General features: G+C 68.3%; 17 protein-coding genes and 1 tRNA gene. 12 read left to right on the top strand and 6 right to left on the bottom strand.

The genetic code is table 11. The annotated features are described in order from the left end of the window. Positions 1-59: 59 nt before the first annotated feature. The 3 genes from RT282_RS12300 (at position 60) to RT282_RS12290 (ending at position 4947) form a co-directional block, all read left to right on the top strand. Complete coding sequence (locus RT282_RS12300) at positions 60-1196, top strand: branched-chain amino acid ABC transporter substrate-binding protein (protein ID WP_313314459.1); 1137 nt, start codon at positions 60-62, stop codon at positions 1194-1196. A gap of 270 nt (positions 1197-1466) precedes the next feature. Then, a complete protein-coding gene (locus RT282_RS12295) occupies positions 1467-3353 on the top strand; it encodes a DEAD/DEAH box helicase (protein ID WP_313314457.1) in 1887 nt (628 codons plus the stop codon). A 121-nt stretch (positions 3354-3474) separates the two neighbouring features. Further along, entirely contained in the window at positions 3475-4947 is a 1473-nt protein-coding gene (locus RT282_RS12290; protein WP_313314454.1) for a sensor domain-containing diguanylate cyclase, read from the top strand. A 1-nt stretch (position 4948) separates the two neighbouring features. On the opposite strand, the gene RT282_RS12285 is transcribed toward RT282_RS12290, so the two are convergent. Both RT282_RS12285 and RT282_RS12280 read right to left on the bottom strand, forming a co-directional pair. Continuing rightward, a complete protein-coding gene (locus RT282_RS12285; RefSeq protein ID WP_313314453.1) occupies positions 4949-6178 on the bottom strand; it encodes a multidrug effflux MFS transporter in 1230 nt (409 codons plus the stop codon). 183 nt (positions 6179-6361) lie between these two features. After that, a complete protein-coding gene (locus RT282_RS12280; RefSeq protein WP_313314450.1) occupies positions 6362-6841 on the bottom strand; it encodes a copper chaperone PCu(A)C in 480 nt (159 codons plus the stop codon). Between the two features lie 237 nt (positions 6842-7078). Between RT282_RS12280 and RT282_RS12275 the strand changes: the two genes are divergently transcribed. The 7 genes from RT282_RS12275 (at position 7079) to RT282_RS12245 (ending at position 15244) form a co-directional block, all read left to right on the top strand. Further along, positions 7079-9025, top strand: coding sequence for a TonB-dependent receptor plug domain-containing protein (locus tag RT282_RS12275; protein WP_313314448.1), 1947 nt, complete (start codon positions 7079-7081; stop codon positions 9023-9025). Between the two features lie 51 nt (positions 9026-9076). Then, on the top strand, positions 9077-13114 hold the full coding sequence (gene cobN / locus RT282_RS12270) for a cobaltochelatase subunit CobN (protein WP_313314445.1): 4038 nt from the start codon (positions 9077-9079) through the stop codon (positions 13112-13114). Positions 13115-13130: 16 nt separating this feature from the next. Beyond that, positions 13131-13676 (top strand): MotA/TolQ/ExbB proton channel family protein, encoded by a 546-nt coding sequence (locus tag RT282_RS12265; RefSeq protein ID WP_313314443.1) that lies wholly within the window; start codon positions 13131-13133, stop codon positions 13674-13676. Then, complete coding sequence (locus RT282_RS12260) at positions 13673-14020, top strand: DUF2149 domain-containing protein (RefSeq protein WP_313082917.1); 348 nt, start codon at positions 13673-13675, stop codon at positions 14018-14020. Before RT282_RS12265 ends, RT282_RS12260 begins: the two co-directional genes overlap by 4 nt. A gap of 333 nt (positions 14021-14353) precedes the next feature. Further along, the gene (locus RT282_RS12255) at positions 14354-14572 is read left to right on the top strand and encodes a hypothetical protein (RefSeq protein ID WP_312305522.1); all 219 of its coding nucleotides are present in this window, start codon (positions 14354-14356) and stop codon (positions 14570-14572) included. 40 nt (positions 14573-14612) lie between these two features. Then, a complete protein-coding gene (gene infA, locus RT282_RS12250) occupies positions 14613-14873 on the top strand; it encodes a translation initiation factor IF-1 (RefSeq protein WP_312305525.1) in 261 nt (86 codons plus the stop codon). A 74-nt stretch (positions 14874-14947) separates the two neighbouring features. Further along, the gene (locus RT282_RS12245; RefSeq protein WP_312305528.1) at positions 14948-15244 is read left to right on the top strand and encodes an RNA-binding protein; all 297 of its coding nucleotides are present in this window, start codon (positions 14948-14950) and stop codon (positions 15242-15244) included. Positions 15245-15399: 155 nt separating this feature from the next. Here RT282_RS12245 and RT282_RS12240 read toward each other — a convergent pair. The 3 genes from RT282_RS12240 to RT282_RS12230 form a co-directional block, all read right to left on the bottom strand. After that, a tRNA-Lys gene (locus tag RT282_RS12240) sits at positions 15400-15475 on the bottom strand. A gap of 82 nt (positions 15476-15557) precedes the next feature. After that, on the bottom strand, positions 15558-16535 hold the full coding sequence (locus RT282_RS12235; protein WP_313314439.1) for a GMP reductase: 978 nt from the start codon (positions 16533-16535) through the stop codon (positions 15558-15560). 176 nt (positions 16536-16711) lie between these two features. Beyond that, positions 16712-17419, bottom strand: a complete 708-nt coding sequence (locus RT282_RS12230; RefSeq protein ID WP_313314436.1) for a hypothetical protein — start codon at positions 17417-17419, stop codon at positions 16712-16714. Between the two features lie 112 nt (positions 17420-17531). Between RT282_RS12230 and RT282_RS12225 the strand changes: the two genes are divergently transcribed. Beyond that, positions 17532-19991 (top strand): UvrD-helicase domain-containing protein, encoded by a 2460-nt coding sequence (locus RT282_RS12225; RefSeq protein ID WP_313314434.1) that lies wholly within the window; start codon positions 17532-17534, stop codon positions 19989-19991. A gap of 16 nt (positions 19992-20007) precedes the next feature. On the opposite strand, the gene RT282_RS12220 is transcribed toward RT282_RS12225, so the two are convergent. Then, positions 20008-20622 carry a hypothetical protein gene (locus tag RT282_RS12220; protein WP_313314432.1) on the bottom strand — a complete coding sequence of 205 codons (615 nt, stop codon included), beginning with the start codon at positions 20620-20622 and terminating at the stop codon, positions 20008-20010. Between the two features lie 381 nt (positions 20623-21003). Here RT282_RS12220 and RT282_RS12215 point away from each other — a divergent pair, with 381 nt between their 5' ends. Continuing rightward, entirely contained in the window at positions 21004-21363 is a 360-nt protein-coding gene (locus tag RT282_RS12215) for a hypothetical protein (protein ID WP_313082948.1), read from the top strand. Positions 21364-21378 lie beyond the last annotated feature (15 nt).

Below are 21378 nucleotides of genomic sequence, written 5' to 3'. Positions count from 1 at the left end.
GGCCTGCCCACCAGCAGGCCCGCGGCCTTCCAAACAGTGTTCCCATCGGAGACTTCGCCATGTCTTTCTTCTTTTCGTTCAAATCTTCCGCCCTCGCCGCGGCCGCACTCGTCTGCGCCACGGGCGCCTTCGCCCAGGAGCAGGTCGTCAAGATCGGCCATAGCGGCCCGCTGTCCGGCCCCAACACCTTTGCCGGCCGCGACAACGACAACGGCGTGCGCCTGGCCGTCGAGGAGCTGAACGCACGCAAGATCAACGTGGGCGGCAAGACGCTGAAGTTCGAGGTCGTCTCCGAGGACGACCAGTGCGACGCCAAGGCCGGCGTGGCCGTGGCGCAGAAGTTCGTCGACACCGGCGTGCGCTACGTCATGGGCCCGTACTGCTCGGGCGTGACCATCCCCGCATCGCGCGAGTACGACAAGGGCGGCACCCTGGTCTCCACCGTGGGCACCAACCCCAAGATCACCGAGGCCGGCTACAAGAACCTGTTTCGCATTGTCGCCAGCGACGTGCAGGCTGGCGCCAACATGGCCGCCTATGCCGCCAAGGACCTGAAGGCCAAGAAGGTCGCCGTGATCGACGACCGCACGGCCTTCGGCCAGGGCCTGGCGGACGAGTTCGCCAAGGAGGCGCAAAAGCTGGGAATGACCGTGGTGGGCCGCGAGTTCACGACCGACAAGGCCACCGACTTCATGGCCATCCTCACCAACATCAAGGCCAAGCAGCCCGAGGCCATCTTCTACGGCGGCTACGCCCCGCAGGCCGCCCCCATGGCGCGCCAGATCAAGCAGCTGGGCATCAACGCCAAGCTGCTGGGCGGCGACACCCTGTGCAGTCCCGAAATGCCCAAGCTGGGCGGCGACGCCGTGGATGGCGTGGTGTACTGCGCCTACGCCGGCATGTTGATGGACAGCGACGCGGGCGCCAAGGCCTTCCAGGACAAGTTCAAGAAGCGCTACGGCCAGGCGCCCGACGTGTACGGCCCGTTCTACTACGACCAGGTCATGAACATCGGTCAAGCCATGGAAAAGACCGGCTCCGTCGACCCTGCCAAGGTGGGCGCGTACATGCACCAGAACACCTACAAGGGCGTGATGGGCGACTACGCCTACGACGCCAAAGGCAACCGCGTGAAGGCGCCTGTGGTGGTCATGACCTTCGAGAGCGGCAAGGCCAAGCCGCTGGCCAGCTACTGAGCATGATGACCTTGCACGATCTGCGGGAAAACCCGGATCGTGCAATAATCACGCATTGCACCGCCTGAGGGTGGTGCAATTTTTTTGCGCATCTCCCTTCATTCTCCGGGTCCTTGCACTGATCGCTCACACAAGCGGCCGTGCAGCATGAATTGCCCACCCAGGCCGTCCGCTACGGCCTTGGGTCTCGTTTGATGGTTGATGTTTTGTAACCATTGACGAGGCCCCCGTTCGGGTAGCGCCAGCGGCGCTCGTTGCCGGAGAAAATCCATGACTGATCGTTTGCAAGAGCAGGGCCAAGCCGCGCCTGCCGATACCACCCTGCTGCCCGAGGGCGTTGCCACCCTCGTCGCCCCTGAACTCACCGAAGCTTCCCTGCCCGAGGGCTTCACCCGCCTGGGCCTGGCGCCCGAGCTGGTGCAGGCCGTGCGCGACCTGGGTTACACCCAGCCCACCGCCGTGCAGGACAAGGCCATTCCCCTGGCCATGGGCGCAGGCGACGAAGCCGGCCGCTTCATCGACTTGATGGTCTCCAGCCAGACCGGCAGCGGCAAGACCGCCGCCTTCCTGCTGCCCGTGCTGCACACGCTGATCGGCCAGCAGGCCGAGGCCGAGGCCGCTGCCCGCGCCGAGCACGAGCGTGCCGCCGCCGAGGCCGCCGCCCGCGGTGAGGCCCCGCCGAAGCGCCCCAAGCGCAAGAACCCCATGCAGGCGCGCAACTTCAAGGCCGCCACGCCCGGCGCCCTGGTGCTGTGCCCTACGCGCGAACTGGCGCAGCAGGTGGCGCACGACGCCATCGAGCTGGTCAAGCACTGCAAGGGCTTGCGCATCGCCAATGTGGTGGGCGGCATGCCCTACCAGGTGCAGATCGCTCGCCTGCAGAACGCCAACCTGGTGGTGGCCACGCCCGGCCGCCTGCTGGACCTGCAGCGCTCGCAGCAGATCAAGCTGGACCAGGTGCAGTTCCTGGTCGTGGACGAGGCTGACCGCATGCTGGATCTGGGCTTTGCCGACGACCTGGCCGAGATCAACGACCTGACGGCCGCGCGCAAGCAGACCATGATGTTCAGCGCCACCTTCGCCCCGCGCATCCAGCAGCTGGCCATGCGCGTGATGCACGACGGCGGCGCCAGCGTGCAGCGGGTGCAGATCGACACCCCGCAGGAAAAGCACGCCAACATCAAGCAGATGCTCTACTGGGCCGACAACGCCCAGCACAAGCGCAAGCTGCTGGACCACTGGCTGCGCGACAGCACCATCGACCAGGCCATCGTCTTCGCCAGCACGCAGATCGAATGCGACGGCCTGGCCAACGACCTGCAGCAGGAGGGCTTTTCGGCCGTCGCGCTGCACGGTGCCCTGAGCCAGGGCCTGCGCAACCGCCGCCTGATGGCGCTGCGCAACGGCCAGGTGCAGATCCTGGTGGCCACCGATGTGGCGGCGCGCGGCATCGACGTGCCCACCATCACTCACGTCTTCAACTTCGGCCTGCCGATGAAGGCGGAGGACTACACGCACCGCATTGGCCGCACCGGCCGAGCCGGCCGCGACGGCGTGGCCGTGACGTTCGCCGAGATCCGCGACCGTCGCAAGATCTTCGACATCGAAGGCTACAGCCGCCAGCCATTCAAGGCCGAAGTGGTAGCCGGGCTGGAGCCCACGCAGCGCTTCCCGCAAGGGGGCGGATTCGGGGGCAACGGCCGTGGCGGGCGCGATGGCGGCCGTGGCCGGGGCGAGCGCTTTGGCCGTGGTGGCGAGCAGCGCAGCGGCGGCTTTGGCGGCGCACGCTTCAACGACCGCGCCGACAACCGTTTCGGCGACCGTGCTGACAATCGTTTTGGCGCGCCGCGCCAGGACTTCGAGGCCCGCGCCCCGCGCGGCCCGGCACGCGGTGGCGATGGCTTTGCCGGCGGCCCCACGGGTGCCGGCCGCGGTGGCTACGGCCATGCGCCACGCCGCGACGGCGAGGGCTATGGTCGCCACGGCGGCTTTGGCGAGGGCCGCGAGCGCAGCGGCGGCGCCGGCCGTGCCGACTTCGGCCGCGGCGGCGACTTCGCCCGTCCCGCCAAGCCGGCCTTCGGCAAGCCGCAAGGCGCCGGCCGGCCCTACACGCCGCGCGGCGATGCACCGCGCCGCACGGAGCGTTCCGGCCGCTGATCGGCCGCCGCAGCGCCCATGGCGCTGAATTCACGCGAAAAGCCAGCCTGCAGCCTGCACGCTGGCTTTTTTTCATGACTGCGACGGCCCGGATAATGGCGCCCTCTCCGGGAGGTTGTGCATGTCATCCGCTTTGTCTTCGCAGGCCGACTTCGAACACATGTTCGAGCTGGCGCCCGTCTCCCTCTGGCTGGAGGACTACAGCGGCGTGCGCGCGCTGTTCGCGCGCTGGCGCGTCGAGGGCGTGACCGACTTGGCGCGGCACTTGCGCCAGCACCCCGAGTGCGTGGCCGAATATGGTGCCGCCATCCGAGTGCTGAAGGTGAACCAGCGCACGCTGCAGCTGCTGGCGGCGCCCGACCAGGCGGTGCTGGAGGCCTCGCTGGGCCGGGTCTTCAGCGGCGACATGCACGAGTACGCCATCGCCGAGATCGAGCAGCTGTGGAGCGGCGCGCGGGAATTTTCCAACCAGACGGTGAACTACGCCCTGGACGGGCGGCGGCTGGACGTGCACATCCGCGGCCGCATCCTGCCCGGGCACGAGGACACCTGGAGCCGCGTGCTGGTCTCGCTGGAGGACAACACCGAGGAGCTGAGCGCCCGCCGCCGGCTGCAGCGCAGCGAGCAGTACGCGCGCAGCCTGTTCGAGCACTCGCCCGTGTCGCTGTGGGTGGAGGACTTCAGCCAGGTCAAGCGTCTGCTGGATGACATGCGCGCGCGTGGCATCGTGGACTTCCGGACCTTCCTCAGGGTGCACCCGGATTTCGTCGAACAGTGCATGCGCGAGATCCGGGTCATCGACGTGAACCAGCTGACCCTGCAGCTGTTCGGCGCGGCCGACAAGGAAGAGCTGCTGGCTGCCATCCACCGTGTGCTGCGCGGCGAGATGCACGAGTCCTTCACCGAGCAGCTGCTGGACCTGTGGGAGGGCAAGCTCTTTCAGCAGCGCGAGGTGGTCAACTACAACCTGGCCGGCGAGCCGCTGCACATCCACCTGCAGTTCGCCGTGCTGCACGAGCACCGGGACGACTGGGGCATGGTGCTGCTGTCGCTGGTGGACATCACCGCGCGCAAGAAGGCCGAAGCTTACCTGGAATACCTGGGCAAGCACGACGTGCTGACGGGCCTGCGCAACCGCGCCTACTACGTCGAGGAAATGGGTCGCCTGGCGCGCAAGGGGCCGTGGCCGGTGGGCGTGCTGGCCATCGACGTGAATGGCCTGAAGGCGCTCAACGACGAGCAGGGCCACGCTGCGGGCGATGCCATGCTGCGCCGCGCCGGCGAGGTGCTGCAAAAGGCCGTGGATGCGCCGGCCTGTGCCGCGCGCATCGGCGGCGACGAGTTCTCCATCCTTCTGCCCGGCGCCGACGAGCGTGCCGTGCAGGCCATGGCCGACCGTCTGCTGGCGTTACAGGAGCTGAACAACCAGTTCTACCCGGGTCAGGCGCTCAGCCTGGCGGTGGGCACGGCGCTGGCGCAGCCGGGCGACTCGCTGGAGGCGACCATGCACCTGGCCGACCAGGCCATGTACGCGCAAAAGACGCAGTACTACGCTGCGGGGCAGCGCGCGGACCGGCGCGGCCGGAGCGTCTGACTCAGCCCTGCGCCGTGCGGCCGATCTCCGGCCAGCGGTGGTGCAGGTAAATCCACGAGAACAGCCCCACGCACATCATCAGCAGCGAGGCCAGCGCCAGCAGCTGTGTGGAGTGCATGACCAGCGGCGCCACTACGCCCGCCACCAGGCCGTTGGCGGTGGAGCCCACGAAGGCCTGCAGCGACGAGGCCATGCCGCGGCGGTGGGGGTACAGGTCCAGCACCAGCAGCGTGACCACCGGCACCATCAGCGCCCAGCCGAAGGAGAAGATGGCGATCGGCAGCATGGCCCAGGCAGGGTGCGGAGGCAGCACCAGGTTCAGCCCCAGGTTGAGCAGCGCCATGGCCAGCATGATGACGAAACCATGGCGGATCTGGCGCTTCGGGGCAATGCGCCCGGCCAGGCGCCCGCTGGCCCAGGCGCCGCCCATGATGCCCATGATGTTGAGCAGGAAGAACCAGTAGAACTCGGTGGGCGCCAAGTGCAGGTGCTCGCCCAGGAAGGCCGGCGCGGACAGCACGTACAGGAACATGCCGTTGAACGGCACGCCGCTGGCCAGCGCCAGCAGCACGAAGCGCGGACTGGTGCCCAGCTCCCAGTAGCCGCGCATCAGGTGGCCCATGTGCAGCGGCTGGCGCTGCGCCGGCGGCAGCGATTCGGGCAGCAGCCGCCAGTTGGCCAGCCACAGGAACAGGCCCACGCCGGTCAGGAACCAGAACACGCTGTGCCAGTCCAGGTGCGCCGACAGCCAGCCGCCCACCATGGGGGCGATGGCCGGGGCCACGCCGAAGAAGATGGTCACTTGGCTCATCACCTGCTGGGCCTGGGCGGGGGGGTAGATGTCGCGGATCACGGCGCGCGAGACCACGATGCCCGCGCCCGCCGACAGCCCCTGCAGCGCGCGAAAGAAGATCAGCTGGCCGATGCTCTGCGCCAGCGCGCAGCCGGCCGAGGCCAGGGTGAAGATGGCCAGCCCCCACAGCACCACCGGCCGGCGGCCGAAGCCGTCGGACAGCGAGCCGTGGAACAGCGTCATGAAGGCAAAGCCGAACAGGTAGGCCGACAGGGTCTGCTGCATGCCCACCGGCGTGGCGCCCAGCGAGCGCGCGATGGCGCCGAAGGCCGGCAGGTAGGTGTCGATGGAAAACGGCCCCACCATGCCCAGCAGCGCCAGCAGGACGGCCAGGGCCCAGCGCGGGCCGCGCCAGAGGTGGGAGGCATCAGGATGCATGGTCGGGCGGCAGGGGCAAGGTGCGGCAGGCGGGCAGGGCGCACGCGCGGCGCCGGGCCGGAAATTATCGGCCAAGGCCCGGCCGGGGGCGGGGCGGGCGGGCACCTAGACTACTGAATTGATAGCTGCTGGCGCTTGTCCAGCAAGGGCTTGAGGCCAAAAAGACCTCAAACCATCTGCGGCTCAGCGCTGGTTGCCGTGACCGTGGCCGTGGGCTGGGGCGGCGCCCAGGGCGCGCACCGGGGCCTGCACCTGCAACGTCTGCCGCTGGCCGTCGGCGGCCTCGAAAACCAGCGTCAACGGCACGTCGGCACCGGCCGCCACGGGCTGCTTCAGGTCCATCAGCATGATGTGGTAGCCGCCGGGCTTGAGCTCCACCGGCGTGCCGGCGGGCAGGTCCAGCCCCGGCACGTGGCGCATCTTCATCACCTCGCCCTCGAGCTTCATCTCATGGATCTGCGTGACGCCGGCGGCCGGGCTGCTGGCGGCGACCAGGCGCGCGTCCTTCTCGGCCGTCAGGCGCATGAAGGCGCCGGTGGCCTTTTGCTGCGGCACGGCGGCGCGCACCCAGGCGTCGTGCACGGCGACCTGGGCGTAAACCGGAGCAGCGAGCAGGGCGGCACCGGCCAGGGCGAAGGAGGGGAGGAGTCGGAAGGCTTGCATGGGAGGGATTATGGACACCGGGCCCTTGGCGGACGAGCCCGCCTTGATCACCGGCGGGTTGATGCAGCGCAAGCCGGATCTGTTGGAATTTGTGTCATGATACGCAAATACAAATGAATCTCATTTGTTTTCGTGTGCGCCGACATGGCGCGCGCGCTTTGCTGTCACCCGCCCAGCCCCACGCAAGCCCCTGCATGCCAGCGTCCAGCCACCGCGGTTTTTCCCGGAAAAACGCCCATGCAAGCCCAACCTTTTACCGTCACCCGCCGGCGTGCCCGGCTGCATCCGCTGGCCGCCGCGGCCGCCGCCTTGTGCTGCCTGGCCGGCGCCGCCCACGCTGAGACCGGCGCCGCGCTGCCCGCCGTCACCGTCACGGCCACACTGACCGAGCAGGACGCGCGCACCGCGCCGGCCAGCGTCACCGTCATCACCGCCGAAGAGCTGGCCGAGCGCCATGCCTCGGACCTGCTGGACGCCGTGCGCGGCGCGCCGGGCGTCACCCTGAGCGCGCGCCAGGTCGGCGGGCGCAAGACGCTGGCGCTGCGCGGCCTGGAGGGCAAGCACACGTTGACGCTGATCGACGGGCGGCGCATCAGCGCCAGCGACGACGTGATCGGCCACTCCGACTACCAATACGGCTGGCTGCCAATCTCGGCCATCGAGCGCGTGGAGATCATCCGCGGGCCGATGTCGGCGCTGTACGGCTCCGAGGCGCTGGGCGGGGTGATGAACATCATCACCAAGAAGCCCAGGGACCACTGGATAGGCTCGGTCGGCACCAGCGGCGCCTTCCCCGTGGGCAGCGAGGGCGCGCTCGAGGGCGGCACCTCGGTCTTCGCCGCCGGGCCGCTGACCGAGCGGCTGCGCCTGTCGGTGAACGCCGAATACGCCCACCGCGACGCCGTGCCCAATGTGGATGACCCGCGCACCAGCGAGATCGAGGGCCGCAAGCCGCGCAGCCTGGGGCTGAATGCCGAGTTCGACCTCGCGCCCGGCCACCGGCTGGAGGCCGGCGTGACCGACGGTGAGGAGCGGCGCTTCTACGACGACGTGAGCGGCACCAAGCCCTATGCCAACCGCTACGACCTGGAGCGCCGCCAGACGCATATCGGCTGGAAGGGCGAGGTACAAGGCTGGAAGATGCAGCTGCGCGCCTACCGCAGCGAATTCAGCGTGCGCAACAGCCGCACCAACGGCGTGGCGCCCACGCGCGCCCAGGACATGACGGACGGCGTGGTGGACGGCTTCGCCAGCACCCGCTTCGGTGGCCACCAGGTGACGGTGGGCGGCGAGTGGCGCGATGAGGAACTGGTCAACGCCGGCCTGACCACCGGCAGCGACAGCGTCAAACACAAGGCGCTGTTCGTGCAGGACGAGTTCGCCCTGGGGCACAACCTGCTGGCCACGCTGGGCCTGCGCGCCGACCACCACGGCATCTTCGGCACCGAGCTGAGCCCGCGCGCCTACCTGGTCTGGGAGGCCAGCCCGCAGCTGGTGGTCAAGGGCGGCTACGGCCACGCCTTCAAGGCGCCCACGCTCAAGCAGATCTCGCCCAACTACGTCGGCGCCGAGGGGCCGCACACCTTCCGGGGCAACGCCGACATCCAGCCCGAGACGTCCAACTCTTTCGAGCTGGGCGCCGACTGGCAGGTGAGCGACGCTTGGTCGCTGCGCGCCACCGCCTTCCACACCGAGGTCAGGCAGCTCATCACCTACCGGCTGATGGAACAGGTGGGCACGCGCCGCAGCTACCTCTACGACAACGTGGACGCGGCGCGCATCCAGGGCCTGGAGGCCGGCGCCACCTGGAACATCATCCCGCGGCTGCGCTGGAGCGTGGACGCCACGTTGCTGCGCACGCGCGACAAGACCACCGGCGAGCGCCTGTCCGACCGGCCGGGCACCAGCGTTGCCTCGCGCCTGGCCTGGCGCGTGGCGCAGTGGGATGCGCAGCTGGGCATGGAATACACCGGCCGCCAAACCAGTAGCGGCATGCGGCTGCCGGCCTACACCCTGTGGAACGCCAGCCTCGGTCGCGCCTGGGACGTGGGCAACGGTCAGCGCCTGAACCTGCGCGCCGGCCTGGAAAACCTGGGCGATCTGCGCCTGGCCGAGCGCTCCCCCGCCTTCGGCTACGCCGAGCAGGGGCGCCGTGCCTTCGTGTCCGCCCGGCTGGATTTTTGACTATGAAAATCATAGCTGCTTGCGCTTGTCTGCAAAGGGCTGGAGGCTGATTTGACTACAAACAACAAGCTGCGTTGGCTGCGGCTGTGCGCGGCGCTGCTGTTGCTGCTGGCGGGCACGGCGCGGGCCGCGTCGGTGCTGTTCATCGCCACCGGCAACGTGCCCCAGGGCAAGTTCCACCAGCTGGCCGAGATCGCGCGCTCGCACGGCATCAGCGTCGAGGTGCGCTACCTGAACAGCCTGCCCGCCGACGTGGACGCCGGGCTGTGGCAGGGCCGGGACGCCGTGTTCTTCGACAGCTATCTGCAGGACCAGGTGAAAGGCCGCCTGGTGCGCGCCCTGCCGGCGCTGGCCGTGCCCCATGCCTGGCTGTACGACCAGCGCCCGGCCTGGGGCGGCGGGCTCCCCGAGCCCGTGGCGCACCGGCTCATCGGTTACTACGCCAGCGGCGGGCGGCAGAACTACGAGGGTTTCTTCGCCACGCTGGCGGCGCAGTTGGCCGGCGGCAACGCCCTGGCCGCGGCGCCCGATCCGGTGGTGTTTCCCAAGACCGGCGTGTACCACCCGCGCTTAGGCAGCCTGGTCACGGCCGATGCGCTGGCCTACCTGCGCGGGCAGGGCACGCAGCCCGGCGCGCCGGGCCGCAGGCCGGTGATCGCCATTGCGCTGCACCAGCAGTACATCGGCTCCCTACAGACGGCGTTCATCGACGACCTGGTTGCGCGCATCGAGGCTGGCGGCGCCGTGGCCCTGCCGTTTTACACGCCCATGATGGGGGAGGGCGGCTTCGCCCAGGTGCTGCAGCCCGGCGGGCCCGGCACGCCCGCGCTGGCCGACGTGCTGGTCAACACGCAGATCATGCTGAACGCCGAGGAGCGACGCGAGGAGTTCCAGCGGCTGGGCATCCCCGTCATCCAGGCCATGACCTACCGCCGCGGCGACGCGGCCGACTGGGCCGCCAGCCCGCAGGGCGTGCCGGTGATGGACGTGCCGTTCTACCTGGCGCAGGCCGAATACGCTGGCGTGACCGACATCCAGGTGGCGTCGGCCGTGCGCAAGGGCGACGAGCAGATCGTGCCGATTGCGCCCCAGGCCGCCGCCGTGGCGGCCAAGGCACTGAACCTGGCGCGGCTGCAGCGCACGCCCAACGCGGACAAGCGCGTGGCCGTCATGTTCTGGAACTATCCCGCAGGCGAGAAGAACCTGTCGGCGTCGTTCCTGAACGTGCCGCGCAGCCTGCAAAGCACCCTGTCGGCCATGAGCGCCGCCGGCTACCGCACCGAAGTGCCGGACGAGACGCACCTCATCGCCCTGCTGCAGCGCCTGCTGGCCCCCGCCTACCGCGCCGGCGAGCTGCAGCCGCTGCTTCGCGACGGCCTGGCCGCGCTGCTGCCCGTGGCCGACTACCGCGCCTGGGTGGCCGGCCTGCCGCAGCCCACGCAGGATGCGCTGCGCGCCGCCTGGGGCGAGCCGGAGCAGTCGCCTTGGGTCATCCGTCAGAACGGCCAGGCCTATTTCGTGATTCCGCGCCTGCAGCTGGGCCAGGTCACCCTGCTGCCCCAGCCGGGACGCAGCGGTATGGCGCCGGGCAGCAGCGACGCGCGCGCCAAGGAAAAGGAGATCTACCACTCCACCACCGAGCTGCCGCCGCACCACTACCTGGCCACCTACCTGTGGACGCGCCAGGGCAACGATGCGCTGGTGCACTTCGGCACGCACGGCACGCAGGAATGGCTGCCAGGGAAGGAGCGCGGCCTGTCCGTGCACGACGCGCCGCTGCTGGCCCTGGGCGACATTCCCGTGGCCTACCCCTACATCGCCGACAACATCGGCGAGGCCACCCAGGCCAAGCGGCGCGGGCGCGCCACCATCGTCAGCCACCAGACCCCGCCGTTCACCCCCGGCGGCCTGCACGACGCGCTGACGCAGATGCACGACCTGCTGCACCAGTGGCAGGCGCAGGACGATGGCGCCTTGCGCTCCGCAATAGCCGCCGACCTGCTGGCCTTGGCAAAAAAGGAGCGCGTGATTGCCGACATGGGCTGGACCGAGGCGCGGGCCCGGCAGGAGTTCAGCGCCTTCGTCGGCGAACTGCACAACCACCTGCACGAGCTGGCGCAGACCGCCCAGCCGCAGGGCCTGCACACCCTGGGCCGCCCGCCCGAGGAGCTGCACCGCCTGGGCACCGTGCTGCTCATGCTGAGCAAGAGCTTCTGGGAGGCCGCCGCGCAGCATGCGGGCGTGCCCGCCGCCGACCTCGACGAGGCCTTGGTCGGCCCCTGGGGCCGGCTGGCGCAGAGCGCGCCCTACCAGCTGCTGCAGCGCCACGTGGTCGCCGCCGAGCCCCTGGACGGCCTGCCAGAAGCGCTGCAGGAATCCCTGCAACAGGCGCGCCAGGCCTACGCCAACCTGGGCGCGCAGGACGAGCTGCGCGGCCTGCTGGCCGTGCTGGACGGGCGCTACTTGCCCACGTCCTACGGCGGCGACCCGATCAAGAACCCCGACGCCTATCCCACGGGCCGCAACCTGTACGGCTTCGACCCCTCGCGCGTGCCCACCAGACAGGCCTGGGAGGCAGGCAAGCAGGCGGCCGAGAACCTGCTGGCCGAGCACCGCCGCCTGCGCGGCAGGCAGCCGGCCAAGCTGACCTTCAGCCTGTGGTCGGTGGAGACCATGCGCCACTTCGGGATGCTCGAAGCCCAGGCCCTGTGGCTGCTGGGCGTGGAGCCGGTGTGGGACGCCGGCGGGCGCGTCACCGGCGTGAAGCTGGTGACGCGCGAAGAGCTGGGCCGTCCCCGCGTGGACGTGGTGCTGTCGGCCACGGGCCTGTACCGCGACCATTTCCCCAACGTCATGAAGCAGCTGGCTCAGGCGGTGCTGTTGGCGGCGCGCGCGGCGGATGAGGGCGACAACCCCGTTGCCGCCAACGCCGGGCGCATCGCGCGCAAGCTTGTGGCGCAGGGCGTGGACGCCCAGGCCGCTGAACTGGCCGGCGCCACGCGCATCTTTGCGTCGGAGAGCGGGCGTTACGGCACCGGCCTGGACGATGCAACCCTGGCCACCGACACCTGGAAGGGCAAGGAGGAGGGCGACCGCAAGCTGGCCCGGCTCTACCTGTCCAAGATGCAGTTCGCCTACGGCCCCGACGAGGCGCAGTGGGGCCAGGCCGGCGCCGGCACCGAGGCGGGCAGGGGTGTGAACCTGTACGCCGAGCACCTGAGCGGCACCGAGGGCGCGGTGCTCTCGCGCAGCTCCAACCTGTACGGCATGCTGACCACCGACGACCCTTTCCAGTACCTGGGCGGCATCGCCCTGGCCGTGCGCCACCTCGACGGCAAGGCGCCCGAGCTGTACATCAGCAACCTGCGCGGGGCTGGCAGCGGGCGGGTGGAGGGCGCGGCCCAGTTCCTGGCCAAGGAGCTGGCCACGCGCCAGTTCCATCCCGGCTACATCCAGGGCCTGATGAAGGAAGGCTATGCCGGCACGCTGCAGGTGCTGGACGCCACCAACAACTTCTGGGGCTGGACGGCGACGGCGCGAGAAATAGTGCGCGACGACCAGTGGCAGGAGATGGTGGACGTCTACGTGCGCGACAAGCACCAGCTGGGCCTGAAGAAGTGGTTCGAGGCGAACAACCCGCATGCCCTGGCACAGACGATGGAGCGCATGCTGGAGGCCGCCCGCCAGGGCTATTGGCAGGCCGACGCTGCCACCGTGCGCGAGCTGAAAAGCCGCTGGCGTGACCTGGCTGAGCGCTTCGACGTGCGCAGCGACAACGCGCGCTTCGCCGCTTTCGTGGGCCAGGGCGCAGCTGATGCCGCCCAAGCCGGCTACGGCCTGCAAGCGCCCCAGGCCGCGGCGGCTCCTTCGCAGCCGGTGCAGCAAGCCGCCGGTGCCGCTGCCGAACCTGCACCCCCGGCGCCGGCCCCGCCCGTGGTCACCGGCATGCGCCTGGCCAAGGTCGAGCCGTCCGCCCCGCAGCCCTTCAACCCCGCCACGGCGCTGTTCGTCCTGGCCCTGGCGGGCATCGGCGGCATGGGCGCCTGGCAGCAGCGCCGCCGCGACCGTTTTTTTCCACTCTCCTGCTAACTGACACCGCAAGACCATGACTGTCAACCCTATCGAATCGGCGATGTATTCCGCCAGCCAGCTGTTCCTCACGCCCGTGCTGCTGCTGATCGCCCTGCTGTTCGTTCATGCCTTCTACGCGCTGGGCGCCTTCCTGTGGCAGGCCTGGCAGCGCCATGCGGGACAGGCCGGCGGCTTCGAGCTGGCCGCCGCGCGGGTGCGCAACCCGCAACTGACGCTGACCGAGCTGGAGGCGCTGGCCACCAAGCGCATGGAGTTCGCCCGCATTGCCACGCGCATCGCGCCCATGCTGGGCCTGGTGGCCACCATGATCCCCATGGGTCCGGCGCTGATGGCTCTGTCCGACGGACAGATGCAGGACGTCTCGCGCAACCTCACGGTGGCCTTCTCGGCGGTGATCCTGGCGCTGCTGGCCGCGTCCATCAGCTACGTGGTGGTCAACGTGCGCCGGCGCTGGTACGCCGTGGACCTGGCGGCCATCGAGCACGAGGCACTTGCCTCATCCGCGCCCGCGCGCGTTCACGATCCCTTGGCCACCATGGCCGTGGAGGGCGCGCAATGAGCCGCCTGCGTTTGATGGAAGACCTGGAAGGGGACGACCCCATCCTCTCGGTCGTGAACCTCATCGACGTGTTCCTCGTGGTCATCGCCGCGCTGCTGCTGGCCGTGGCGGGCAGCGCGGTGAACCCGTTTTCCAGCGAGTCGGTCACCGTCATCAAGAACCCCGGCAAGGACAACATGGAGATCGTCGTCAAGGACGGCCACAAGATCGATCGTTACAAGGCCAGCGGCGAGATCGGCGAGGGGCAGGGTGCGAAGGCCGGTGTGGCCTATCGGCTCAAGGATGGGTCCATGGTTTACGTGCCGGAGGCCGACTCCCAAGCCCAGCTTCAGCCCAACCCCTGACGTGGCTGGATGATGGCAATCGAGGTCTCCGTTCGAATATGAATTTTGCGAATAAAAATTAGTTTTTATCTGCGAAATCGGCTATAATTCGCCCTTGCGCCGCCTGCTTGCTCGCCAAGGCGGCAGCCATCTGACGTCTGCGGCCTTCTGGCCGCGCTTACCTGCCAGGTTTGCCAGCTGTTAGCGTGTCCGTAGCAGCGAGCCCATCGCGGATCCGCGCACTGAGCCCAGGGTCCGCTCACCCCCTTCCAGCGCCTGGCGCCGCCTGGGGATCCATCTCCACCCATGAATTTCTGATGGCGCGCACTTTCGGCGGGCGTCTTCAGCCTTGCGATGCCTGATACCAGAAACGCCGAGCGCGTGGGCAACTATGTTGTCACAGCGCTCACCCAACCGACCGACGCCGGCACGTTTGCTGCCTCGGTCTCGATCCGCCGCGGTATGCACGACCGCATCTTCCGCTTCATCCCGCGCTTCGCCTGCGATGCGCAGGCCGTGCGATATGCCCTGACGCAGGGCCGCAGCATGGTGCTGCTGGGCCAGCTGGGCTGAGAAGCGTCTCTCTTCCACCCCTTTTCACCTAAGGAGACTCGTGGCCAAAGAAGAATTGATTGAAATGCAGGGAAAGGTCGACGAAGTCCTTCCCGACGCCCGCTACCGCGTGACGCTGGACAATGGCCACCCGCTCATTGCCTATACCGGAGGCAAGATGCGCAAGTTCCGCATCCGCATCCTCGCTGGCGACCTGGTGACCCTGGAGATGTCTCCCTACGACCTGACCAAGGGCCGAATCACCTTCCGCCACATCGAGAACCGCACGCGAACCGGCCCGCCGACCGCACGTCGCCGCTGACGTCTGCACCGGAATTTCCCCTTAAAGGGTGGGCCTGGAGAGGCTGCCCTTTCCTTCACCTGAAACACACACTCATGAACAACCGACTCTACGTGGGCAATCTGGCCTACTCCATGCGCGACGAATCGCTCCAGCAGCAGTTTTCCCAGTTCGGCGCCGTCAATTCCGCCAAGGTCATGATGGAGCGCGATACCGGACGCTCCAAGGGCTTTGGCTTCGTGGAAATGGGCAGCGATGCCGAGGCGCAGGCCGCCATCGATGGCCTGAATGGCAAATCCGTGGAAGGCCGCGCGATGACCGTGAACGTTGCACGCCCCATGGAGCCCCGCACTGGCGGCGACCGCGGTGGCTACCGCGGCGGGCGCTACTGACAGTCACTGCCCAACTCCTGGGCTCTGGCGGCTGCTGCAAGGCAGCGCTTGGCCCAAGGGGCACGTTCTGAAAGGCTGGCTGCGTGCCAGCTTTTTTTTGTCCAGCCAAACAAAAACCCGCTGCGGCCGTCAAGCCGTAGCGGGTTTCGAGGTGTTGGTGGGCCCTGAAGGATTCGAACCTTCGACCAACGGATTAAGAGTCCGCTGCTCTACCAACTGAGCTAAGAGCCCTTTTCGCTAAAGTCGTGCACTGCAGCGAAGTCCGCGATTATGCACGATTTTTTGGCCTTCGTAGAAAAAGCGGCGCAAAATTTCACATCAGCAGGTGTTCGCCCGCGTTGTCCCCGCCCAGGATGACGTAGTTGACCTTGCGGATGTCCATGAGCCGGGTGCCGCCGGAGTAGCTGATGGAGCTTTGCACGTCCTGCTCCATCTCGATGAGCGTGTCGGCCAGGTGGCCCTTGACGGGCTCCAGGATGCGCTTGCCCTCCACGTGCTTGTACTCGCCCTTGTTGAAGTCCGAGGCCGAGCCGTAGTACTCCTTGAAGCGCTGGCCGTCCACCTCCACCGTCTGACCGGGAGACTCTTCGTGGCCGGCGAACAGCGAGCCGATCATGACCATGGTTGCGCCGAAGCGGATGCTCTTGGCGATGTCGCCGTGACTCCTGATGCCGCCGTCGGCAATGATGGGCTTGGTGGCCACGCGGGCGCACCATTTCAGCGCCGACAGCTGCCAGCCGCCCGTGCCGAAGCCGGTCTTGAGCTTGGTGATGCACACCTTGCCCGGGCCGATGCCCACCTTGGTCGCGTCCGCGCCCCAGTTCTCCAGGTCGATCACGGCCTCGGGCGTGCCCACATTGCCGGCGATCACGAAAGCCTGGGGCAGCTTGGCCTTGAGGTAGCCGATCATCTCCTTGACGGTGTCGGCGTGGCCGTGGGCGATGTCGATGGTGATGTACTCGGGGCACAGGCCCTCGGCCACGAAGCGGTCCACCATCTCGTAGTCGGGCTTTTTCACACCGAGCGAGATAGAGGCGAAGCACCCCCTGGCCTGCATGTCACGCACGAACTGCACGTTGTCCAGGTCGAATCGGTGCATGACGTAGAAGTAGCCGTTTTGCGCCAGCCAGACGCAGATCTGCTCGTCCACCACCGTCTTCATGTTGGAGGGCACGACGGGCAGCTTGAAGCTGCGTCCGCCCAGCTGCACGCTCGCGTCGCACTCCGAGCGGCTTTGCACGCGGCACTTGCGCGGCAGCAGCAGGATGTTGTCGTAGTCGAAGATTTCCATGAGGCTCCAAGCTCCTGTGAGGGTCGCGCGGCGAGGGATTTCGCGGCGCGAGAAGGGCGCTTGGCTCAGGGCTCCGGTTTCCTGTGCGGCCCGTGCGGGCATAAAAAACCGGGCGCAAGAAACTTGGGCCCGGTGGCTGATTCTAGTGTCGCCCGGCTGTGCCGGCTTCCGTGGGGTCAATCGCAGCGCGTCTGGGCGCCCGCCACCAGCCGGCCCGCGCCATCACGCACCCAGGCCAGCACGCGCAGGCGCTCGGGCTGCGCTCCGTCGGGGATGCGCATGGCGCGCACTTCCAGCCAGCCCTGCTGCTCTTTTTTCGATAGCGGTTTGCGCACGTCCCACAAGGCTTCGAAGGCATTTCTGACCACATTCCTGGCGATGGGTGTGCCCTCCGTGCCGGCAGGGATGGCTTCGACCAGCGCCACGCCGAGGCGGTAGGGGCCGGCCGCACGCGCCGGCGGCGTGAAGCGCGCGGTGATGCCCAGATAGTCCGCCACTGCCGGGCCCTGGCCCACGCGCAGCCGTGCCGTGGGCTGCGCAGGCAGGTCGGTGACGTGCAGGTCGCTGTCCGCGGGCGTGGCGCGGCCCAGCTCGGCCAGGCGGCTTTCGCTCTCGCGCACGGCGGCGGCGGCCAGCGGCGCATCGTCGCCCTGCCGGCCGGGCACGATCCAGTCCAGCACCAGCGTGGAGGAGGGCGGTGGCGAGAGCCGGGCGCGGGGCTGTGTCCAGCAGTCCTCGCAATCGGCGCTGATGAAGCGTTCGACCAGCAGGCGCGGGGCGGGCAGGATGCTGGTGCACTGCGCCTGCGCCGTGCCGGCAGCGCAGGCCAGGGCGGCCAGGCCCAGGATCGCGGCACGGGAGCCAAGAGCAGGGTGGGCGGGCATGGCGCCATGTTCGCACAGCCGGCACGCAACTTGGAGGGCGTTCGCAGCGGGCCGAGGCCCGCGCATGGGCTTGCCCTCGGGCGGTCTGAAGGCGGCTTTCTACAATGCCGACATGCCCTCCCAAGACCTGTTTTCCGGCGCGACAGCGCCTTTTGGCGCTGACGACGACGCCGGCGCCCGAGCGGGAGCGCCGGCAGGCAGCCTCTTCGCATCTCCCTTGCTGGACCACCTCAACCCCGAGCAGCTGGCCGCCGTGACGCTTCCTGCCGGCCACGCGCTGATCCTGGCCGGGGCCGGCTCGGGCAAGACGCGCGTGCTGACCACCCGCATCGCCTGGCTGCTGCAGACCGGCCAGGCCTCGCCCGGCGGCATTCTGGCCGTCACCTTCACCAACAAGGCGGCCAAGGAGATGGTGGCGCGCCTGTCGGCCATGCTGCCCATCAACGTGCGCGGCATGTGGATCGGCACCTTCCACGGCCTGTGCAACCGCATGCTGCGCGCCCACCACCAGCTGGCCGGCCTGCCGGCCACCTTCCAGATTCTGGACACGCAGGACCAGCTCTCGGCCATCAAGCGCCTGTGCAAGCAGCACAACGTGGACGAGGAACGCTTTCCCCCGAAGCAGCTGGTGTGGTTCATCGCCGGCTGCAAGGAAGAAGGCATGCGTCCCAAGGACGTGCCGGTGCGCGACCAGGAGACGGAAAGGAAGGTCGAGCTGTACCAGCTGTACGAGCAGCAGTGCCAGCGCGAGGGCGTGGTCGACTTCGGCGAGCTGATGCTGCGCAGCTACGAGCTGCTGCGGGACAACGACCCCGTGCGCGCGCACTACCAGCGGCGCTTCGCGCACATCCTGGTGGACGAGTTTCAGGACACCAACCGCCTGCAGTATGCCTGGCTCAAGCAGCTGGCGGGCGACGTGGTGGACGGCCAGCTGCATGCGCGCGGCAGCGTGATCGCCGTGGGCGACGACGACCAGAGCATCTACGCCTTCCGCGGCGCACGCGTGGGCAACATGCAGGACTTCGTGCGCGAGTTCGGCGTGCAGCGCACCATCAAGCTGGAGCAGAACTACCGCAGCTACAGCAACATCCTGGACAGCGCCAACGCGCTGATCTCCCACAACCAGGGCCGCCTGGGCAAGAACCTGCGCACGACCCAGGGCCCGGGCGAGCCGGTGCGCGTCCACGAGGCGCAGACCGACCTGGCCGAGGCGCACTGGATGGTCGAGGAGATCCGCACCCTGGTGAAGGAGGGCGAGGCGCCGCGCCGCGAGATCGCCGTGCTCTACCGCAGCAATGCGCAAAGCCGGGTGATCGAATCCACCCTGTTCAACGCCGGCGTGCCCTACCGCGTGTATGGCGGCCTGCGCTTCTTCGAGCGCGCCGAAATCAAGCACGCCCTGGCCTATCTGCGCCTGCTGGAGAACCCGCACGATGACACCAGCTTCCTGCGCGTGGTGAACTTCCCGCCGCGCGGCATCGGCGCGCGCACGCTGGAGCAGCTGCAGGACGCCGCGCGCGCCGCCGGCTGCTCGCTGCACGACGCCGTGAGCACGCTGACCGGGCGCGCCGGCGCCAACCTCACCGCCTTCGTGGCGCTGGTGGATGTGATGCGCGAGGGCTCGCAGGGCCAGAGCCTGCGCGGCATCATCGGCCAGATGCTGCAGGCCAGCGGCCTGGTGGAGCACTACCAGAACGACAAGGAAGGCGCCGACCGGCTGGAGAACCTGGAGGAGCTGGTCAACGCCGCCGAGAGCTTTGTCACCCAGGAGGGCTTCGGCCGCGACGCCGTGGCCCTGCCGCTGGACGAGCAGCGCCCGGCGCTGACGCAAAGCCCGGCCAGCCAGGGCATCGACGCCAGCCTGCCCATGGCCGGCCCGGATGAGAGCATCGACGCCGAGACGGGCGAGACACTGTCGCCGCTGGCGGCCTTCCTGAGCCACGCGGCGCTGGAGGCCGGCGACAACCAGGCCCAGGCCGGCCAGGACGCCGTACAGCTGATGACCGTGCACGCCAGCAAGGGACTGGAATTCGACTGCGTCTTCATCGGCGGGCTGGAGGAGGGCCTGTTTCCGCACGAGAACGCCATGAGCGAGCGCGCCGGGCTGGAGGAAGAGCGCCGGCTGATGTACGTCGCCATCACCCGCGCCAGGAAACGCCTGTACCTCAGCCATTCGCAGACGCGGCTGCTGCACGGCCAGACGCGCTACAACGTGCGCAGCCGGTTTTTCGACGAATTGCCCGAGGGCGCGCTCAAGTGGCTCACGCCGCGCCAGCCGGGCTTCGGCAGTTTTGCTCCTTCTTCAGGAGCTGCCAGCGCTTATGGGACGGGCGTTAGAGGCGGATTTGGCTATCAACCGGAGAGCTTTGCCAACCCGCCCGTGCCGCAGCGCAAGGAGGCGCCCGGCCACGGCCTGCGCGCCGGCATGGCGGTGTTTCACAACAAGTTTGGCGAAGGGAAGGTGCTGGCCATCGAGGGCGAAGGCGACGACGCCCGCGCCCAGGTGAACTTTCCGCGCCACGGCACCAAGTGGCTGGCGCTGGCCGTGGCCAAGCTCACGGTCGTCGAATAGGCCCGCGGCCCGCGCCTCACACCGGCAGGCAGCGCACCGAGGCGCCAGCGGCGGGCAGTTTCTCCGCGAACCAGCCGCTGCGCTCGGGCGACAGCAGCGCCGCCAGCTGCTGCATGACCACCACGTCGCTGCCTTCGGCGGCGGAGCGGTAGCACTCGCCCAGCACCTGCAGCGTGGTGCGCAGGGCCTGGGCCTGGGGCGCGTCGGTCTTGTCCAGGCCGGCGGCGTGGCGCTGCAGCCAGGCCTCGTAGTCGGCCAGGTTTTGCGCAGGCAGCTTGTCGCGCTCGGCCTGCGGAATCATGGTGGCGTACAGCGCTTGCAGGCTGGCCGCGCCCGGCTGGCCCAGATGCAGCGCGGCGTCGTAGCGCGCCTCGAAAGCGCCTTGGCGGTAGATCACCTGGCGCACCTGGTAGCGCAGCTCGCCGCGCTCGCCGGCCAGCGTGCGCACCAGCTGGCGCGCCGCCTCGTTGGCCGGGTCCTGCGCGAACTGGTCCTGCAGGGCCTTGTGGATCTGCGTGTCCGACGGAAAAACGATGGCACGGCTTTCGTCCTGGCGTGAGCAGCCCTGCAGAAGCAGCAGGGCGCCAATCAGTGGCAGGAGGGCATATCGCGTCCGGCAAGGGATTTTCATGGCGGTTTTTTGAAAAGGCTGAATGGTGCAAACATTTTCATTAAGGAAAATGACACCAAATTGCCATGTTGGTTTAAAGGTTATTCAAAGGGTAACCAATTGATTAATCGCGGCGGGCATTCGGTTTTGGTATTTCCACGGGTTAACCGGCGTGATGTAAAAAATAATTGCTTTGTAAGAGAAGCGGTCAGACTGACCACAGTGTGGAGGAGGGCAGGGATGTAACGCTGCCAATGAATGTCAGTGCTTGCGCACATGGACCGGGGAACTTTCAACTTTTGCTTACGGCTGGGCGGAAGGGTTCCGCCAAGAATCCGCCCGCAGCCCAAGGGCCGCTTTTTTTGGCGATATCTCCGCCTCTCCAACCGAAAGGAAACCGAAATGCGCAAGATTGCTATGACTGCCGTTGCTGCCGTATCCCTCGTCTGCGGCACCGCCTTTGCCCAAAGCGGCAACGTGACCATTCCCGGGCTGCTGTCCGGCAAGGGATCGGCCGGCTCGGAAATCACCAACAGCCGCATCACCGTGACCGGCAACAAGGCCACCAACGTGATCGCCGGGGGCGGCAAGGCTGGCATCAAGGTGGCCGAGGTGTCCATGGAAGGCGTGGCCAACGTCAACAGCATCAACATCACCGGCTCCAAGGTCCGCAACTCGGAGATCACCGTCAGCGGCAACGAGGCCACCGACATCAAGGCCATCGGCGGCACCGCCAACGTCAACAGCATCAACATCAACTGACCGCGCACGGTCCAT

This window comes from Pulveribacter sp. (assembly GCF_032079985.1).
GTDB lineage: Bacteria > Pseudomonadota > Gammaproteobacteria > Burkholderiales > Burkholderiaceae_C > Melaminivora.
The sequence above is the reverse complement of the archived record's forward strand: the minus strand, read 5'-3'. Positions and strand labels throughout refer to the sequence as shown.

Excerpts from the sequence above, each read along its gene's own strand:
- RT282_RS12300 (WP_313314459.1), top strand. The coding sequence starts at position 60 with ATGTCTTTCTTCTTTTCGTTCAAATCTTCCGCCCTCGCCGCGGCCGCA.
- RT282_RS12295 (WP_313314457.1), top strand. The coding sequence starts at position 1,467 with ATGACTGATCGTTTGCAAGAGCAGGGCCAAGCCGCGCCTGCCGATACC.
- RT282_RS12290 (WP_313314454.1), top strand. The coding sequence starts at position 3,475 with ATGTCATCCGCTTTGTCTTCGCAGGCCGACTTCGAACACATGTTCGAG.
- RT282_RS12285 (WP_313314453.1), bottom strand. The coding sequence starts at position 6,178 with ATGCATCCTGATGCCTCCCACCTCTGGCGCGGCCCGCGCTGGGCCCTG.
- RT282_RS12280 (WP_313314450.1), bottom strand. The coding sequence starts at position 6,841 with ATGCAAGCCTTCCGACTCCTCCCCTCCTTCGCCCTGGCCGGTGCCGCC.
- RT282_RS12275 (WP_313314448.1), top strand. The coding sequence starts at position 7,079 with ATGCAAGCCCAACCTTTTACCGTCACCCGCCGGCGTGCCCGGCTGCAT.
- RT282_RS12265 (WP_313314443.1), top strand. The coding sequence starts at position 13,131 with ATGACTGTCAACCCTATCGAATCGGCGATGTATTCCGCCAGCCAGCTG.
- RT282_RS12260 (WP_313082917.1), top strand. The coding sequence starts at position 13,673 with ATGAGCCGCCTGCGTTTGATGGAAGACCTGGAAGGGGACGACCCCATC.
- RT282_RS12255 (WP_312305522.1), top strand. The coding sequence starts at position 14,354 with ATGCCTGATACCAGAAACGCCGAGCGCGTGGGCAACTATGTTGTCACA.
- RT282_RS12245 (WP_312305528.1), top strand. The coding sequence starts at position 14,948 with ATGAACAACCGACTCTACGTGGGCAATCTGGCCTACTCCATGCGCGAC.
- RT282_RS12235 (WP_313314439.1), bottom strand. The coding sequence starts at position 16,535 with ATGGAAATCTTCGACTACGACAACATCCTGCTGCTGCCGCGCAAGTGC.
- RT282_RS12230 (WP_313314436.1), bottom strand. The coding sequence starts at position 17,419 with ATGCCCGCCCACCCTGCTCTTGGCTCCCGTGCCGCGATCCTGGGCCTG.
- RT282_RS12225 (WP_313314434.1), top strand. The coding sequence starts at position 17,532 with ATGCCCTCCCAAGACCTGTTTTCCGGCGCGACAGCGCCTTTTGGCGCT.
- RT282_RS12220 (WP_313314432.1), bottom strand. The coding sequence starts at position 20,622 with ATGAAAATCCCTTGCCGGACGCGATATGCCCTCCTGCCACTGATTGGC.
- RT282_RS12215 (WP_313082948.1), top strand. The coding sequence starts at position 21,004 with ATGCGCAAGATTGCTATGACTGCCGTTGCTGCCGTATCCCTCGTCTGC.